15 protein-coding genes are annotated in these 17,001 nt (G+C 34.9%); 13 read left to right on the forward strand and 2 right to left on the reverse strand.

Annotation, left to right across the window (positions count from 1 at the left end; genetic code table 11):
- Positions 1 to 2 precede the first annotated feature (2 nt).
- A complete protein-coding gene (gldC, locus tag ABTV69_RS08795) occupies positions 3 to 338 on the forward strand; it encodes a gliding motility protein GldC (protein WP_167365406.1) in 336 nt (111 codons plus the stop codon).
- 860 nt (positions 339 to 1,198) lie between these two features.
- On the opposite strand, the gene yihA is transcribed toward gldC, so the two are convergent.
- Both yihA and ABTV69_RS08805 read right to left on the reverse strand, forming a co-directional pair.
- The gene (gene yihA / locus ABTV69_RS08800; RefSeq protein WP_433835505.1) at positions 1,199 to 1,819 is read right to left on the reverse strand and encodes a ribosome biogenesis GTP-binding protein YihA/YsxC; all 621 of its coding nucleotides are present in this window, start codon (positions 1,817 to 1,819) and stop codon (positions 1,199 to 1,201) included.
- 43 nt (positions 1,820 to 1,862) lie between these two features.
- Positions 1,863 to 2,627, reverse strand: coding sequence for an alpha/beta fold hydrolase (locus ABTV69_RS08805; protein WP_433835507.1), 765 nt, complete (start codon positions 2,625 to 2,627; stop codon positions 1,863 to 1,865).
- Positions 2,628 to 3,004: 377 nt separating this feature from the next.
- Between ABTV69_RS08805 and ABTV69_RS08810 the strand changes: the two genes are divergently transcribed.
- The 12 genes from ABTV69_RS08810 (at position 3,005) to ftsA (ending at position 16,961) form a co-directional block, all read left to right on the forward strand.
- Positions 3,005 to 3,478 carry a division/cell wall cluster transcriptional repressor MraZ gene (locus ABTV69_RS08810; protein ID WP_433835509.1) on the forward strand — a complete coding sequence of 158 codons (474 nt, stop codon included), beginning with the start codon at positions 3,005 to 3,007 and terminating at the stop codon, positions 3,476 to 3,478.
- Entirely contained in the window at positions 3,453 to 4,361 is a 909-nt protein-coding gene (gene rsmH / locus ABTV69_RS08815; RefSeq protein ID WP_248729495.1) for a 16S rRNA (cytosine(1402)-N(4))-methyltransferase RsmH, read from the forward strand. The genes ABTV69_RS08810 and rsmH overlap by 26 nt, the downstream gene beginning before the upstream one ends.
- Before the next feature lie 21 nt (positions 4,362 to 4,382).
- The gene (locus ABTV69_RS08820) at positions 4,383 to 4,730 is read left to right on the forward strand and encodes an FtsL-like putative cell division protein (protein ID WP_289665141.1); all 348 of its coding nucleotides are present in this window, start codon (positions 4,383 to 4,385) and stop codon (positions 4,728 to 4,730) included.
- The gene (locus ABTV69_RS08825) at positions 4,721 to 6,727 is read left to right on the forward strand and encodes a penicillin-binding protein (protein WP_433835512.1); all 2,007 of its coding nucleotides are present in this window, start codon (positions 4,721 to 4,723) and stop codon (positions 6,725 to 6,727) included. The genes ABTV69_RS08820 and ABTV69_RS08825 overlap by 10 nt, the downstream gene beginning before the upstream one ends.
- The gene (locus ABTV69_RS08830; protein WP_433835514.1) at positions 6,724 to 8,187 is read left to right on the forward strand and encodes a UDP-N-acetylmuramoyl-L-alanyl-D-glutamate--2,6-diaminopimelate ligase; all 1,464 of its coding nucleotides are present in this window, start codon (positions 6,724 to 6,726) and stop codon (positions 8,185 to 8,187) included. The genes ABTV69_RS08825 and ABTV69_RS08830 overlap by 4 nt, the downstream gene beginning before the upstream one ends.
- 74 nt (positions 8,188 to 8,261) lie before the next feature.
- Positions 8,262 to 9,494 (forward strand): phospho-N-acetylmuramoyl-pentapeptide-transferase, encoded by a 1,233-nt coding sequence (gene mraY, locus ABTV69_RS08835; RefSeq protein WP_433835516.1) that lies wholly within the window; start codon positions 8,262 to 8,264, stop codon positions 9,492 to 9,494.
- Between the two features lies 1 nt (position 9,495).
- On the forward strand, positions 9,496 to 10,827 hold the full coding sequence (gene murD / locus ABTV69_RS08840; RefSeq protein WP_433835518.1) for a UDP-N-acetylmuramoyl-L-alanine--D-glutamate ligase: 1,332 nt from the start codon (positions 9,496 to 9,498) through the stop codon (positions 10,825 to 10,827).
- A 79-nt stretch (positions 10,828 to 10,906) separates the two neighbouring features.
- Entirely contained in the window at positions 10,907 to 12,217 is a 1,311-nt protein-coding gene (locus tag ABTV69_RS08845) for an FtsW/RodA/SpoVE family cell cycle protein (RefSeq protein ID WP_433835520.1), read from the forward strand.
- 43 nt (positions 12,218 to 12,260) lie between these two features.
- On the forward strand, positions 12,261 to 13,349 hold the full coding sequence (murG, locus tag ABTV69_RS08850; protein ID WP_433835522.1) for an undecaprenyldiphospho-muramoylpentapeptide beta-N-acetylglucosaminyltransferase: 1,089 nt from the start codon (positions 12,261 to 12,263) through the stop codon (positions 13,347 to 13,349).
- A gap of 140 nt (positions 13,350 to 13,489) precedes the next feature.
- Positions 13,490 to 14,839 carry a UDP-N-acetylmuramate--L-alanine ligase gene (murC, locus tag ABTV69_RS08855; RefSeq protein ID WP_433835524.1) on the forward strand — a complete coding sequence of 450 codons (1,350 nt, stop codon included), beginning with the start codon at positions 13,490 to 13,492 and terminating at the stop codon, positions 14,837 to 14,839.
- Positions 14,826 to 15,548 carry a cell division protein FtsQ/DivIB gene (locus ABTV69_RS08860; protein ID WP_433835526.1) on the forward strand — a complete coding sequence of 241 codons (723 nt, stop codon included), beginning with the start codon at positions 14,826 to 14,828 and terminating at the stop codon, positions 15,546 to 15,548. Before murC ends, ABTV69_RS08860 begins: the two co-directional genes overlap by 14 nt.
- Before the next feature lie 6 nt (positions 15,549 to 15,554).
- Entirely contained in the window at positions 15,555 to 16,961 is a 1,407-nt protein-coding gene (gene ftsA / locus ABTV69_RS08865; RefSeq protein WP_433835528.1) for a cell division protein FtsA, read from the forward strand.
- Positions 16,962 to 17,001 lie beyond the last annotated feature (40 nt).

Raw genomic sequence — 17,001 nt, forward strand, 5'->3', positions numbered from 1 at the left:
TAATGGCAAATATAAATTCAGAGATTAAATTTAACATAGAATTGGACGAAAACCGCGTTCCTGAAAAATTAACATGGAGCGCGCAAGATGGTGGAGTTCAAGCTGAAGAGGCAAAAGCAATAATGCTGTCAATTTGGGACAGCAAAGCAAAAGAAACAATGCGTATCGATTTGTGGACAAAAGATATGCCTGTAGATGAAATGAAGATTTTCTTTCATCAGACTTTAGTGGCAATGTCAGATACTTTTAAACGTGCAACAGACGACGAAAAAATGTCGGATACGATGAAAGATTTCTGTGATTATTTTGCAGAGAAACTGGAACTTACTAAGCAGTAAAATCTCAAAATAAATGAAATCCCAAATTCCAATTAAATATTGAGTTTGGGATTTTTTTATTTTGTACATTGTCTGAGTAAAACAAATTATATGCTGTTTCCTTTTCTAGTAAGCCTTGTCGGATTATTTTTTTTATTGGCAAATGCAATACGATTTTACACGACTTGTAAAAACAGAGATATATTATATCGCATTATTACCGCTTATTTGGTTCTTTTGTTTTGCGTAGAATTGCTTTGCAATATTATAGGTTTCCTTTATCCTAATTCTAATTTTTTTCTTTCGCATTATTATTTTAATTTCCAGTTTATTACGCTGAGTTTATTCTTTTATAAAAGCTTTTCAAGTAAAATATTAAAGAAAGTTATCTTTATTGTGTTTGTTGCGGTATTGCTTTTTTTAGGATGCCAGTATTATAACAGGCCGTCGCTTTATTGGGAATTTAATGTGGTAGAAGTGGCGATAACATCGATTCCTCTACTGTTTTATGCAGTTTATTTTATTGTGTCACATTTAAAAACGCATAAGCATAATTATTTTTATTTCTGTAACGGACTGATTATTTATTTAACTAGCAGTGCAGGTATTTTTTTATCTGGAAATACAGATTCAGTATTCCTTACAGAACCATTTATACTGGATTTTTGGTTTTTTAATTCTCTTTTTTACATCCTGTATCAATTTCTGATTTATAAAGAATGGAGGGCTTTAAATTTTAGAAGAACAACAAAAAGAAAATTCCAAGTTTAAAAATTCAATAAAAAAATCCCAAATTCCAATGTAGGCTTGGAATTTGGGATTTTTAATATTTTAAGTTTCTAAAGTTTGGAATTTGGATTTTTAAAAATTGGAATTTAAATTTAAAATTCTGAGTTATTTTTAAAAACTTCTTGATTTACTTGATCGATATAAGACAAAAGTTCTTCTTTTCCGATAGTTTCTGTAGATGAGGTTACAAAATATTGCGGCATTTCGGCCCAGTTGTTGGCAAACATCTGTTTTTTGTAAGCTGCGATATGCGAATCTATTTTGGTCTTACTGATTTTATCTGCTTTAGTAAAAATAATGCAGAACGGAATTTCGCTTTCACCCATATAAGACATAAATTCGATGTCGATATTTTGAGCTTCGTGACGAATGTCAATTAAAACAAAAGCACAAACTAATTGTTCTCTGTTTTCAAAATAATCAGTGATAAATTGCTGAAAAATTGATTTTGTTTTCTTAGAAACTTTAGCATAGCCATAACCAGGTAAATCGACTAAAAACCAATTATTGTTAATTTTAAAGTGATTTATTAATTGTGTTTTTCCTGGCTTTCCAGATGTTTTGGCTAAATTTTTATTGTTGGTAAGCATGTTGATCAAAGATGACTTACCTACGTTTGATCTTCCTATAAAAGCATATTCTGGCAAAAAATCCTTCGGACATTTTGATGCATCAGAATTGCTGACAATAAATTCGGCGGTGTTAATTTTCATAGTCCTTCTCGTTTTAAAACCTCCTAAAAAATAAATTTGACGGCTATAAATTCTTTTCAGTGAGCCATTTTTCAAGAATTTCGTTGAATTCTTGTGGATGTTCCATCATTGCTGCGTGTCCGCATTTATCAATCCAATATAAAGTTGAATTTGGTAATAATTTATCAAACTCTTCTGCTACATTTGGAGGTGTTACAGAGTCGTTTCTTCCCCAAATAATGCAGGTTTCAACGTCCATTTTTGGCAAATCTTTAGCCATATTATGGCGAATTGCGCTCTTTGCAATGGTTAAAGTTTTGATTAATTTGATGCGGTCATTGGCAGTTGCGTAAACATCATCGATGATTTCTGGAGTGGCAATTTTTGGGTCGTAAAAAACTTCTCCAGCTTTCTTTTTAATGTATTCATAATCGCCTCTTCTTGGGTAACTGTCTCCCATTGCGCTCTCGTAAAGTCCAGAACTTCCTGTAATTACAAGCCCGGCAACTTTTTCAGGATAAAGTTTTGTATGATACAAAGCAATGTGGCCTCCAAGAGAATTTCCAAGAAGAATAACTTTGTCAAACCCTTTAAAAGTGATAAAGTCTTTTACGTATTTCGCAAAGCTTTTCACGTTTGTTTTTAAAATACTTTGAGTATATATTGGCAAATCTGGAATAACAACTTTATATCCTTTCGTTGGGAAATATTGTGCTACACCATCAAAGTTACTTAGGCCTCCCATTAAACCATGCAGAATAACGATTGGAGTTCCTTCTCCAGCTTCAAAATAGCTGTATTTGCCTTCTTTTTTATAGTGTTTGTCCATCTAATCTAATGCCAATTTCAATTTCGACAAATATAGGGTTAATTACACAAAAATGAATTTTTGATGCGATTTTTTAACTAGATAATTTGAGTAGAATTTCTAAAAGTCTAAAAATCAGTAATTAAACCTCTGTTTGTTAAAATATTCAAATGTTAAGAAATATGCATTATAATCAATTTTTTAAGAAAATTAGCGCATTATTTTTTTGAATGAATAATGGATTTAAGAATCTGTTAATTAATAGTTAACGTATTGATTGATTGTTAATTATAGAAAGTGGTAGCAAAGTGGTTAAACTTATTAACAAAGTGGTATAAAGTGGTAAAATGTGGTAATATTTTTTATATTTTTGCTGTATAACATGTTAACTAGTTTTTTTGAACACAATTGTTGGAACATATGAGTGTAAAGTCGATGCTAAAGGAAGGCTAATGATGCCTGCTCCTTTAAAAAAGCAATTGACAGCATCTCTTCAAGACGGATTTGTTTTGAAGCGTTCTGTTTTTCAACCGTGTTTAGAATTGTATCCGATGGTAGAATGGGATGCGATGATGAAAAAAATTAACAAGCTTAATCGCTTTATAAAAAAGAACAACGATTTCATTAGAAGGTTTACTGCTGGTGTTAAGGTAGTTGAGGTTGATGCATTAGGAAGATTGCTTGTTCCAAAAGATTTGGTAACGTTTGCAAGTATTTCTAAAGATGTTGTTTTTTCATCTGCGGTTAATATTGTGGAGATTTGGGACAAAGATTTATACGAGAAATCAATAAGTGGCGAAGATATGGATTTTGCAGATCTAGCCGAAGAAGTAATGGGAAATATTAATGACGACGAAGATGGAATATCATAATCCGGTTTTGCTTCATCCAACAGTAGATGGTTTAAATATTAAACCTGATGGTGTGTATGTAGATGTTACGTTTGGAGGCGGTGGTCATTCAAAAGAGATTTTAAAAAGATTAGGACCAAACGGAAGGCTGTTTGCATTTGATCAAGATGAAGATGCGCTTGCTAATGCATTGCCAGATGAGAGGTTTACTCTAATAAACGAGAATTTTAGGTTCATAAAAAGGTTTTTACGTTTTCACGGAGTAAAAGCAGTAGACGGAATCTTAGCAGATTTGGGGGTTTCCTCACATCAATTTGATGTTCCTGAAAGAGGTTTTTCTACAAGATTTGATGCCGAACTAGATATGCGGATGAGTCAAAAAAATGATTTAAATGCTTATCGGGTGGTTAACGAATATGAAGAACAGGATTTACGTCGTGTTTTTTTTGATTATGGGGAGTTGAAGAATGCGCCGGTTTTAGCAAGAACAATTGTAGAGGCAAGAAAAGATTACCCAATCAAAACAACAGAAGAGTTGAAAGATGTTCTGAAAAAGTTTTTGCCAGAAAAAGTTCGAAACAAAGTTTTGGCTCAGATTTATCAGGCAATTCGAATTGAGGTAAATCAGGAGATGGATGTTCTTAAAGAGTTTATTGAGCAATCGTTGGAGATTTTAAAACCAGGCGGAAGATTTTCGGTAATCTCGTATCATTCTTTAGAAGATCGTTTGGTAAAGCGATTTATAAAAAACGGAATGTTTGAAGGAGAGCCGGAGAGAGATTTTTACGGAAACTTCTCAGTTCCGTTCAAAACTATCGGAAAACTGATTGTTCCAGACAACGAAGAAATCAAAATTAATAATAGAGCAAGAAGTGCCAAATTAAGAGTCGCTGAAAAGCTATAATATATATTAAGGTAGGAAAAGATGAAAAGTGGTGTGTTTGGTATATTAAAAGCAAGATTCCTGATTCATGAAGATGCAGTAAAAAATTGGCGATTTATCGTCTTTATAATTCTGCTGGCCATTTTGATGATTGCCAATACGCAGCGATACGAGCAAAAGGTTTTTGAAATTGCGAAATTAAATAATGAAGTAAAAGAGCTGAGATCTGAATTTGTAGATCGACGTTCGGAATTGATGAAATTAAAAATGGAGTCAACCATCTCGGATAAAATGTTAGAAAAACAAATTTTTCCGTCGACAGTTCCTCCAGTGAAAATAGAAGTAAAAAAAGAAGAAGAAAAAAGTTTCTTTAAAAGAATATGGCAGTAGACGATAAACATATATCCTACAGAATTTACCTCGTAGCAGTTTTCATCTTTTTGATGGCAATTGCTATTGTTGTTAAATTAACCAATATTCAGTGGGTTGAAGGAGATTATTACAGGAAACTGGCTAAACAGCGTACAGTAAGAAATTTTGTAATTCCTGCTAACAAAGGAAATATTTATTCTGCCGACGGAAGTTTATTGGCAACATCAATACCGAATTATGAAATTCGCTTTGATGCAAAAGCGCCAAAAACAGAAACGTTCGAAAAATATGTAAAACAATTGTCAGATTCTTTGGCAACAGTTTTAGATAAACCAACCGGTTATTTTCAGAAAGAATTGCGAAAAGCACGCGAGAATAAAAACCGTTATTATTTGATTGCTCGCAATTTAAGCTATACGGAATATGTGAAAATTAAAGGTTTTCCATTATTCAATTTAGGGGCTTTTAAAGGTGGAATTATTGTTGAGCAAGAAACGGTTAGAAAACATCCGATCGGAAAAATTGCAGAAAGAACAATTGGTTACGACCGCATTGATCCAGCAACAGGAATAGAAGTAGGAAAAGGAATTGAGTGGGCGTTTAAAAACTATTTGAACGGAAAAGACGGTAAGATTTTAAAACAAAAAATCGCAAAAGGACAGTGGAAACCTATTCGTGATGTTAACGAAGTAGATCCAATTGACGGTTACGATGTAATTTCGACGATAGATGTTTTTATTCAGGATATTGCGCATCACGCTTTGTTGAAACAATTGCAAGATTACGAAGCAGATCACGGTTGTGTTGTGGTAATGGAAACAGAAACAGGTTACGTTAAAGCGATTTCAAATTTAGGAAGAGCAGAAGACGGATCGTATTATGAAACAACCAATTACGCTATTGCAGAATCTCACGAACCAGGATCGACTTTTAAATTGGTTGATTTAGTTGCGATTTTAGAAGATAAAGTAGCAGATACAAGTACGGTATACGATAGCCATAATGGTGTTGTTAAATATTATGGAAGATCAGTTCGTGATTCGCATCATGGCGGTTACGGAAAAGTTTCATTAGCACGTGGATTTGAACTTTCATCCAATACGGTAATGGTTCAGGCAGTTTATGACAATTACAAGAGCAATCCTTCAAAGTTTGTGAATCATATTAGAAGAATTGGTTTGGATAAACCTTTAGGATTGCATTTTAAAGGAGAAGGAAGGCCAATTATTCCGCATCCAGGAGATAAAAGCTGGTCAGGAATTTCACTTCCATGGATGGCTTTTGGATATTCGGTTTCGGTTACGCCAATGCAGACTTTAGCCTTTTATAATTCGATAGCAAATAATGGTGTAATGGTAAGACCGCAATTTGTCTCAGAAATTAAAGAGTGGAATAAAACCATTAAAAAATTTGATACAGAAGTGATCAATCCAAAGGTTTGTTCCCCTGAAACGCTAAAAAAAGTAAAAGCAGTTTTGGAAAATGTGGTCAAAAAAGGAACGGCTTCTAAGTTGTATTCGAAAGATTTCTCAATGGCAGGAAAAACAGGAACAGCGATGGTTAATTACGGTAAAGCAGGAAGAGAAGGAATGTATTATGCGTCTTCTTTTGCAGGATATTTTCCGGCAGATCATCCAAAATATTCTTGTATTGTAGTGGTTCATAAACCAAACACAGCTAAGAACAATTATTACGGAGCAGATGTTGCGGGGCCAGTTTTTAAGAGAATTGCGCAAAAGATTTTTACAGATGCGCCTTCGACAAATAAAATTAAAAAATTAGATTCTAGCGTTCCGAAGCAGGATGCTAGTTATGATAAATATACGGCTGAGGCAAACAAAAAGAGCAGTCAGATTCCTGATTTGAAAGGAATGCCTGGTATGGACGCAATTGCTTTACTGGAGAATTTAGGTTTGAAAGTAAAAGTAAATGGAATGGGGAAAGTGAAAAATCAATCAATTCAAGCAGGAACTAGCATTAGCAAGAACACAACAATTGTATTAGAATTATCGTGAAAGTATTAAAAGACATATTATATAAAGTAGCTATTGAATCTGTAAAAGGTTCAACAGATGCGGCTATTCAGAAAATTGAATTTGATTCACGTAAAGTAGAAGCAAATGATGTTTTTGTGGCAATTCGCGGTTCACTTTCAGATGGACATGATTATATCGAAAAAGCAATTCAGCTTGGAGCAAAAGCAATTATTTGCGATACATTTCCAGTAGATCTTGCAAATGATGTGACTTATATTCAAGTGAAAGATACCAATACAGCGCTGGCTTTTATGGCGGCTAATTATTTTCAAGATCCTTCTTCAAAATTAAAATTGGTTGGCGTAACAGGAACAAATGGTAAAACCACAATTGCATCATTGCTGTTTCAATTGTTTCAAAAAGCAGGTTTTAAAGTCGGATTGTTATCAACTGTAAAAATTGTAGTAGATCAAATAGAATATCCAGCAACTCATACAACGCCAGATTCTCTGACAATCAATCATTATTTAAATGAGATGGTCGAGGCAGGTGTTACACATTGTTTTATGGAAGTAAGTTCGCACGGTATTCACCAAAAACGTACGGAAGCTTTGCATTTTGTAGGCGGTATTTTCACAAATCTTTCTCACGATCACTTGGATTATCATCCGACATTTGCAGAATATAGAGACGTTAAAAAGTCTTTTTTTGATTCGCTTCCAAAATCAGCATTTGTTTTATCAAACATTGATGATAAAAACGGAACGGTGATGCTGCAAAACACTGCAGCTAAAAAACTGACTTATGCTTTAAAATCGTATGCAGATTATAGAGCGCAGATTTTGGAAAGCCAATTATCTGGATTATTATTAAAAGTTAACGATAATGAGGTTTGGGTAAAGCTGATTGGTACTTTCAATGCATACAATGTTTTAGCTATTTACGGAACAGCTGTAGAGCTAGGAATTGATAGTTTAGAAGCGTTACGATTACTGTCTGATTTAGAGAGTGTTTCGGGTCGTTTTCAATATATCGTTTCGAACGAAAAGATTACTGCTGTTGTAGATTACGCACACACGCCAGATGCACTTGAGAATGTTTTGAAAACGATAAATGACATCCGTACTAAAAATGAGCAATTAATTACAGTTGTAGGGTGCGGAGGAAATCGTGATAAAACAAAACGTCCGATCATGGCTAAGATAGCTTCGGATATAAGTGATAAAGCGATTTTGACTTCAGATAATCCTAGAAATGAAGATCCAGAGGTTATTTTGGACGAGATGGAACAAGGAGTTGAGCCACAGAATTATAAAAAAATGTTGCGAATTACAGATAGAAAACAGGCTATTAAAACGGCGTGTCAATTGGCTCAACCAAATGATATTATTCTAATTGCAGGAAAAGGGCACGAAACTTATCAGGAAATAAATGGAGTTCGCCATCATTTTGATGATATGGAAACAGTAAAAGAGATTTTAGAACAACTAAATAAATAAGAAAAAAATAAGTTCAAATGCCACCAGAATTGGAATTTGGAGTTTCAAAATTGGAATTTAAAAAATAAAGAAATATGCTGTACTATTTATTTGAATATTTTGATAAAACATTGGACATTCCGGGAACGGGAGTTTTCCAGTATATCACATTTAGATCAGCTTTGGCATTTATGCTTTCGTTGCTTTTGTCGACTATTTATGGTAAAAGAGTTATTAACTTTTTACGCCGTCAGCAAGTTGGTGAAACAGTTCGTGAGCTAGGTCTTGCAGGTCAGAATGAAAAAGCTGGTACGCCAACAATGGGAGGGTTGATCATCATTTTTGCAACATTGCTCCCTGTTTTATTGTTCGCAAGATTGCATAACATTTATATTGTTTTGCTAATTGTGACCACATTATGGATGGGGACAATTGGTTTTGTTGACGATTATATTAAAATATTCAAAAAAGATAAACAAGGATTAAAAGGTATTTTTAAAGTTATTGGTCAAGTTGGTCTTGGGATCATCGTTGGAGCAGTGCTTTATTTTAATCCTGCTGTAACAGTAAGAACTGACACAGGCCGTACAGATGTTTTTAAAACTGCTTCAAATTCAACAGTGATTGTGCCGGCAGGTATTGAGGAGAAGTCTACGGCTACTACAATTCCTTTTGTAAAAAACAACGAATTTGATTATGCTGAAGTATTGTCTTTTATGGGAGATGGGTACGAGAAATGGGCTTGGTTGATTTTTATTCCGGTAGTTATTTTCATTATTACAGCTGTTTCAAATGGAGCTAATTTAACAGATGGAATTGACGGACTCGCCGCAGGGACCTCCGCCATATCCGTCCTCGCGCTCGGAATATTTACATTCGTTTCTGGGAATATCATTTTTTCTAATTATCTGAATATTATGTATATCCCGAATTCAGGAGAAATGACGGTCTTTATTTCTGCATTTGTTGGAGCTCTTATCGGATTTCTTTGGTATAATTCTTATCCAGCATCGGTATTTATGGGAGATACGGGAAGTTTGACTATTGGAGGAATCATCGCAGTGTTGGCAATTGCAGTTCGTAAAGAAATATTGATTGTTTTATTCTGTGGAATTTTCCTTGCCGAAAGTGCGTCAGTAATTATTCAGGTAAGTTATTTTAAATATACCAAAAAGCGTTTCGGTGAAGGTCGAAGAATATTCTTGATGTCGCCTTTACATCATCATTATCAGAAAAAAGGGTATCACGAAAGTAAAATCGTAACTCGTTTCTGGATTGTTGCCGTGATGTTAGCGATTTTATCAATTATAACACTAAAACTAAGATAGAATGAGATTAGTAGTTTTAGGTGGAGGAGAAAGCGGTGTAGGAACTGCGATCCTCGGGAAGAAACAAGGATATGATGTTTTTGTTTCTGATTTCGGAAAAATAAAAGAGAGTTATAAAGAAGTTCTTATCATTAATAAAATAGCCTGGGAGGAGGAACAGCATACAGAAGATTTAATTCTAAATGCCGATGTAGTGATGAAAAGCCCAGGAATTCCAGACAAATCTCCGATAGTAAAAAAGCTGGTGGCAGCTGGAATAAAAGTGATTTCGGAAATTGAATTTGCGATTCCTTACACAGAAGCAATGACCATCGGGATCACGGGAAGTAATGGTAAGACGACCACCACAATGCTAACACATCATTTGCTGAAATACGCAGGATTGAATGTCGGATTGGGAGGGAATATAGGAAAGAGCTTCGCCTGGCAGGTGGCAGAAAACAAATATGATGCATACGTTCTTGAATTAAGCAGTTTTCAGTTAGACGGAATAATAAATTACAGGCCAGATATTGCAATAATAACCAATATAAGTCCGGACCATTTAGATCGATATGAATATAAGTATGAAAATTATATCAATTCGAAATTCCGAATAACGATGAACCAGACGGAAAGCGATTATCTCATTTACGATGCAGATGATGAAGCGAGTACAGAATGGTTAAAAAAGAATAAAACAAAAGCAAAACTAATTCCTTTTTCATTGACGAAACAATTTGATGAAGGGGCTTCTATAAATAACAACAAAATGGAAATAAAGATCAACCAAGAAGAGTTTACAATGGATACAGAACACATTGCGTTAGAAGGAAAACATAATATGAAAAACGCCATGGCAGCAAGCTCTGTAGCTAAATTGATGCAAATTAGAAATGCAACGATTCGTGAAAGTCTATCTAATTTCCAAGGTGTTGAGCACCGTTTAGAGAAAGTGTTAAAAATACAAAACGTTCAATATATCAACGATTCAAAAGCAACAAACGTAAACGCTACTTTTTTTGCTTTAGATAGTATGAACGCCCCAACAGTTTGGATTGTAGGGGGTGTTGATAAAGGAAACGATTACAACGAATTGATGTCATTAGTACGTGAAAAGGTAAAAGCGATTATCTGCCTTGGAATCGATAATCGCAAAATTATCGATGCTTTTGGAAACGTGGTTGATATTATGGTCGAAGTAAACAATATGAATGACGCAGTAAAAACTGCTCAAAGATTAACGGAAAAAGGTGATGTGGTTTTATTGTCTCCAGCTTGTGCGAGTTTCGATTTATTCGAAAACTACGAAGACAGAGGGAAACAATTTAAACAAGCAGTGCATAACTTGTAGAATAAAAAGTTTCAAGTTTCAGGTTTCACGTTAGGAGGAACCTGAAACCTGAAACAATTAAAACTTGAAACTAAAAACAATGAAGGAGTTGGTTAACAAATTAAAAGGAGATAGAGTAATATGGTCATTCGTGGCTTTATTGGCTTTGTTTTCGTTTATGCCTGTTTTTAGTGCGAGTAGTAATTTGGCTTATATAGGGCACGGGACAGGAAATACATTAGGGTATTTGGTAAAACACTTGGCGCATATTTGTATCGGGTTTTTAATCATTTACTGGGTGCATCGAGTACCGTATCATTATTTTAGAGCGATTTCTAAAATTGCGCTTCCGGTAGTTTGGATTTTATTAGTCTATACACTTTTAAAAGGAACTGTAATTGCAGGAGCAAATGCAAGTCGTTGGATTCAGGTGCCGTTTATCGGAATTACTTTTCAGACCTCGACATTAGCGGCGATTGTGCTGTTTATCTATGTGGCAAGATATTTATCGAAAACCAAAGAAGAAAATGAGCCATTTCAAACCTCATTAATTCAACTTTGGATTCCAGTATTTATCACATTAGTTTTGATTTTACCAGCGAACTTTTCGACGACAGCATTAATTTTTACCATGGTTTTAATGCTGACATTTATTGGAAAGTACCCACTAAAATATATTGCTTTTATCATTGGTTCGGGAATTGCGATGTTGGCGTTTTTCCTTTTAGTGGCAAAAGCTTTTCCGGATTCAAGATTCTTTAGTAGGGTTTCAACTTGGGAAAGTCGTATTGCGAACTTTACCACAGATAAACCAGACGAAGACGATTATCAAATCGAAAAAGCAAAAATTGCAATTGCATCTGGAAAATTAGGAGGTTTAGGTCCAGGAAAAAGTGTTCAAAAGAACTTTTTGCCACAATCTTCTTCCGATTTCATCTATGCTATTATTGTTGAAGAATATGGTTTAGTGGGGGGAGTTTCGATAGTGGTTTTGTATTTATTGCTTTTGTTCCGATTTGTAGTGGCTTCTCATAAAGCACCTACTGTATTTGGGAAATTAGTTGTCGTCGGGGTAGGATTTCCGATGATATTTCAAGCCATGATTAATATGGCGGTTGCGGTAGAATTATTGCCAGTCACAGGACAAACGCTGCCGCTGATAAGTAGTGGAGGTAGTTCGATTTGGATGACGTGTCTTGGACTAGGAATCATCATTAGCGTAACTAAAAAAGAAGATGAAATTGCTGAAGAGAAATTAGAAAAAGAAAAAAGAAAAGAAGCTTTACAGCGATTAATAGATAAAGAATTGGCGGAAGATGATGTAATTCCTCAAGAGATTTACGATGAAGAACCAGCTTATTCGATAGAAGATAATTCAAGAAACCCGATGAATGCGGTTTTAAATAAATAGGATTAATATAATAATTTTTTAAAAAGTTGTAATTTTTAGAGAGATGACAAAGTATAAATTCATACTTAGCGGAGGAGGAACAGGAGGACACATCTATCCTGCGATTGCAATTGCAAACGAATTAAAATTACAATTTCCTGATGCAGAATTTCTTTTTGTAGGCGCCAAAGATAAAATGGAGATGCAGAAAGTGCCTCAAGCGGGTTACGAAATAAAAGGTCTTTGGATTGCAGGATTGCAACGAAAACTGACTTTACAAAATATGATGTTTCCGCTAAAGCTCGCAAGCAGTTTGTTGGAGTCAAAAAGAATTATTAAAAAGTTTAAGCCAAATGTAGTAATCGGAACGGGTGGTTTTGCTAGCGGTCCTTTATTGCAAGCGGCAGGTTCGGCAGGAATTCCAACCGTTGTTCAAGAGCAGAATTCTTATCCAGGAATTACAAACAAATTGTTGAGTAAAAAGGCAAATGCAATTTGTGTGGCGTACCAAAATTTAGAGCGTTTTTTTCCAAAAGAGAAAATTGTTCTAACAGGAAATCCAGTTCGTCAGGATTTAATTGATATTGAAAGCAAACGTGATGAAGCAATTGCTTTTTATGGTTTAGATCCAAATAAGAAAACGTTGTTGGTTCTTGGAGGAAGTTTAGGAGCGAGAAGAATCAATCAGTTAATCGAAAAAGAATTGCAAAATTTTCTTTCTCAAGAGGTGCAGGTAATCTGGCAATGTGGGAAATTATATTTTGAAGAGTATAAAAAATACAATCAGCCAAATGTAAAAGTGGTTGATTTTATTGAAAGAATGGATTTTGTTTACGCAGCCGCAGATGTCATAATTTCACGTGCAGGTGCATCGTCGGTGTCAGAATTATGCATTGTAGGGAAACCAGTGATTTTTATCCCGTCTCCTAATGTAGCTGAGGATCACCAGACTAAAAATGCGCAAGCAATTGTAGATGAAAAAGGCGCGATTTTGTTGAAAGAATCTGAGCTTGACAGTCAGTTTAGCATTGTTTTTGAAGCGCTGCTGAAAGATCACGGAAAACAGAAACAACTGAGTGATAATATTAAAAAATTGGCTATGCCAAAAGCAACTCAGGCGATTGTAGCAGAGATTGTGAAATTAATTAAATAAGGCTGTAAGCTATAGGCAATAAGCTTTAAGCTAGAGCCTATAAAAACAAGACAAAGTTTAAAAGAATACAAAAGATTAAGTAATAAAAATAAAGGTTGAAGGCTTAAAGCCTAAAGCTTAATGCTTAAAGCGAATAAAAAATGAATTTAAATCAAATACAAAACGTTTATTTTATTGGTATCGGAGGTATCGGAATGAGTGCCTTGGCTCGTTATTTCAAGTTTATTGGAAAACAAGTTTCAGGCTACGACAAAACGCCTTCTATGCTGACAAATGAATTGATTGAAAGTGGTATTGATATTCATTTTGAAGACGATATTAATTTGATTCCAAGTGACTATTATGTGGAGAATACATTGGTAATTTATACGCCAGCGGTTCCAAAAACACATTCGGAGTGGAATTATTTTATTGAAAGACATTACGAGGTTAAAAAACGTGCAGAAGTTCTTGGGATTATAAGTAAAGATACTTTCTGTTTTGCAGTTGCTGGGACACACGGAAAAACAACAACGTCTAGTATTTTGGGACACATTTTGTTTCAAAGCGGTGCAGATGTAACAGCTTTCATTGGTGGAATTGTAGAAAATTATAATTCAAATTTAATCGGAAGCGGTAAAACAGTAACGGTTGTAGAAGCAGACGAGTTCGATAGATCGTTCTTGCATTTGCGTCCAGATATTGCTTGTGTGACTTCTATGGATGCCGATCATTTGGATATTTATGGAACTAGCGATGCTATTCAAGCTTCGTTTAGAGAATTTGCTTCTAAAGTTGAAGATAAAAATAATCTGTTTATAACCAAAGAATTGCCTTTAGATGGCGTTCAATGTGCTATAAATGAAGATGCTGTATATAAGGCTTATAATGTTCGAATTGAAGATGGAGCTTATGTTTTTGATGTGCAAACGCCAACTGAAATTATAAAAGATTTGCGTTTCGGACTGCCTGGAAAACACAATTTAATGAATGGATTGATGGCTATTGCAATGGCTAAAACGTATGGCACCCCAACCGACTCTATTGCAAAAGCCATTGCTTCATTCAGTGGGATTAGAAGACGTTTCTCTTACCAAATTAAGACTGAAAAATTAGTGTATATTGATGATTATGCACATCATCCAACAGAAATAAATGCTGTTCATCAAGCAGTTAGGGAATTGTATCCAGGACGTAAAGTTTTGGCGATTTTCCAACCGCATTTGTTCAGCAGAACAAAAGATTTTGTTGACGGATTTGCGGAAAGCTTATCGCAGTTTGATGAAGTCTTTTTGATGGATATTTACCCTGCAAGAGAGCTTCCTATGGAAGGTGTAACTTCTGAATGGCTTTTGGGTAAAATGACAAATTCGAATAAAAAAATTGTTGCAAAGGAAGATTTATTAGGTGAAATCAAAACCAGTGATGCATCTATTATTGTAACGATTGGAGCTGGTGATCTGGGAGAGATGGTTCCGTCAATTAAAAAGATTTTAAATGAAAATATTTAATTGGTCAAATATTAGATTAGTACTTATTTTCGGACTGGTTTTGTTTCTATATTCCTTCGCGCAGCATCGAAATGGCGATCGAAAATTGAAAAAATCGATGGTTGTTTTTGTAGGGGAAAATACGCTTTTTGTGAAGCCGGAAACGGTTAATAAATTGTTGATAGAAAATAAAAGAGACGCTTCCAGTATTAGAAAAGATGAACTAGATTTGAATAAGATAGAGAAAACCCTCGATACACAAGAGATGATTGAAAAGTCAAATGTTTTTGTAAGTATCGATGGAGTTCTAAAAGCAGTAGTAAAACAGAAGACGCCCATAGCAAGAGTTTATGATGGCGACGCTTCTTTTTATATTGACTATGAGGGCGATAAAATGCCTTTGTCGGACAATTTCACTGCGAGAGTTCCTCTTGTTTCAGGGGCAATAAATGCAAAAAATAACGAAGATTTAGCCGCTTTATTTCGCACAATTTATGACGATGCGTTTTTGAGAAAAAACATCATTGCTATAGAGATTATGCCGAATGGAAGCTTAAAAATGTTTAATCGAAACTTTGATTACTTCATAGATTTCGGTAGAACGATGAATGTTGATAAGAAATTTAGAAACTATAAAGCCTTCTTTCAAAAAGCAGTTTTAGATAGTTCGTTATACAAATACAAAAAAATTGACCTTAGGTTTACGGAACAAGTAGTTTGCACTAAATAATAGAAAATGGAAAAAGATAATATTGCAGTAGGTCTAGATATTGGAACAACCAAAATCGTTGCCATGATTGGCAAAAAAAATGAATATGGTAAGTTGGAGATTTTGGGCATTGGTAAATCCAAAAGTTTGGGTGTTGCCAGAGGAGTAGTAAACAACATTACGCAGACGATTCAATCGATACAACAAGCGATAATCGAAGCAGAGAATAATTCAGGATACAAAATCAAAGATGTGGTTGTGGGTATTGCTGGACAACACATCAGAAGTATTCAACATACCGATTACATCAGCAGAAACAATCCTGAGGAAGTAATTGGCGAAAAAGATATTCAACTCCTAATTGATCAGGTAAACAAACTGGCGATGTTACCAGGAGAAGAAATCATTCACGTTTTACCGCAAGAGTTCAAAATCGACGGACAATCTGAGATTAAAGAGCCAATTGGTATGTACGGAGGAAGATTAGAATCTAGTTTCCACGTTGTAGTTGGACAAGCGTCTTCTATCAGAAACGTTGGAAGATGTATTCAGAGTTCAGGAATTGAATTGTCTGGTTTAACATTAGAACCATTGGCTTCTGCTGATGCCGTTTTAAGTCAAGAAGAAAAAGAAGCTGGTGTTGCACTTATCGATATTGGTGGTGGAACAACAGATTTAGCTATTTTTAAAGATGGTATCATTCGTCATACGGCAGTAATTCCTTTCGGCGGAAATGTAATTACAGACGATATCAAAGAAGGCTGTTCGATTATTGAAAAACAAGCTGAGCTTTTAAAAATCAAATTCGGATCTGCTTGGCCAGGTGAAAATAAAGATAACGAGATCGTTTCTATTCCAGGTCTAAGAGGAAGAGAACCAAAAGAAATTTCACTTAAAAACTTATCTAAAATTATCCATGCGAGAGTGGTGGAAATCGTAGAACAAGTTTTTGCAGAAATTAAAGCATACGGACACGAAGATCCTCGTAAAAAGCTAATTGCTGGAATTGTATTAACAGGTGGTGGTGCGCAATTAAAGCACATTAAACAGCTGGTAGAATACATTACAGGAATGGATACTAGAATTGGATATCCTAACGAACATTTAGCAGGAAACTCTGGAGAAGAAATTTCTAGCCCGCTATATGCAACTGCAGTAGGATTGGTAATGAACAGTATCGAAAATAGTTCGCAAAGCGCTGTAAGATTAGAAATGGTTCAAGAACAGCCAAAAGTTGTTTACAGAACGGCACCGCCAGTGCAGCGATACGAAGTGGAAGAAAACTACGTTGAAAGAGTAGAAACCATTGAAGAACCTGAAGAAGTTGTAAGTCAGAGGGTGCCTAAAAACGAATCTACAGAAACCAAAATAAGAAGATCATTTTTTGATCGATATGTCGACAAAATCAAAGAATTTTTAGACAACGCAGAATAATTAGAATAACAAGAAGAAGGAAATTATTTCTTGCCCCAAG

It is taken from the genome of Flavobacterium anhuiense, from assembly GCF_050990855.1.
Taxonomy (GTDB): Bacteria; Bacteroidota; Bacteroidia; order Flavobacteriales; family Flavobacteriaceae; genus Flavobacterium; species Flavobacterium anhuiense_C.

What these genes read in the sequence shown, in the direction of transcription:
- gldC (WP_167365406.1), top strand. Translation starts at nt 3, where the DNA reads ATGGCAAATATAAATTCAGAGATTAAATTTAACATAGAATTGGACGAA.
- yihA (WP_433835505.1), bottom strand. Translation starts at nt 1,819, where the DNA reads ATGAAAATTAACACCGCCGAATTTATTGTCAGCAATTCTGATGCATCA.
- ABTV69_RS08805 (WP_433835507.1), bottom strand. Translation starts at nt 2,627, where the DNA reads ATGGACAAACACTATAAAAAAGAAGGCAAATACAGCTATTTTGAAGCT.
- rsmH (WP_248729495.1), top strand. Translation starts at nt 3,453, where the DNA reads ATGACGACGAAGATGGAATATCATAATCCGGTTTTGCTTCATCCAACA.
- ABTV69_RS08820 (WP_289665141.1), top strand. Translation starts at nt 4,383, where the DNA reads ATGAAAAGTGGTGTGTTTGGTATATTAAAAGCAAGATTCCTGATTCAT.
- ABTV69_RS08825 (WP_433835512.1), top strand. Translation starts at nt 4,721, where the DNA reads ATGGCAGTAGACGATAAACATATATCCTACAGAATTTACCTCGTAGCA.
- mraY (WP_433835516.1), top strand. Translation starts at nt 8,262, where the DNA reads ATGCTGTACTATTTATTTGAATATTTTGATAAAACATTGGACATTCCG.
- murD (WP_433835518.1), top strand. Translation starts at nt 9,496, where the DNA reads ATGAGATTAGTAGTTTTAGGTGGAGGAGAAAGCGGTGTAGGAACTGCG.
- ABTV69_RS08845 (WP_433835520.1), top strand. Translation starts at nt 10,907, where the DNA reads ATGAAGGAGTTGGTTAACAAATTAAAAGGAGATAGAGTAATATGGTCA.
- murG (WP_433835522.1), top strand. Translation starts at nt 12,261, where the DNA reads ATGACAAAGTATAAATTCATACTTAGCGGAGGAGGAACAGGAGGACAC.
- murC (WP_433835524.1), top strand. Translation starts at nt 13,490, where the DNA reads ATGAATTTAAATCAAATACAAAACGTTTATTTTATTGGTATCGGAGGT.
- ABTV69_RS08860 (WP_433835526.1), top strand. Translation starts at nt 14,826, where the DNA reads ATGAAAATATTTAATTGGTCAAATATTAGATTAGTACTTATTTTCGGA.
- ftsA (WP_433835528.1), top strand. Translation starts at nt 15,555, where the DNA reads ATGGAAAAAGATAATATTGCAGTAGGTCTAGATATTGGAACAACCAAA.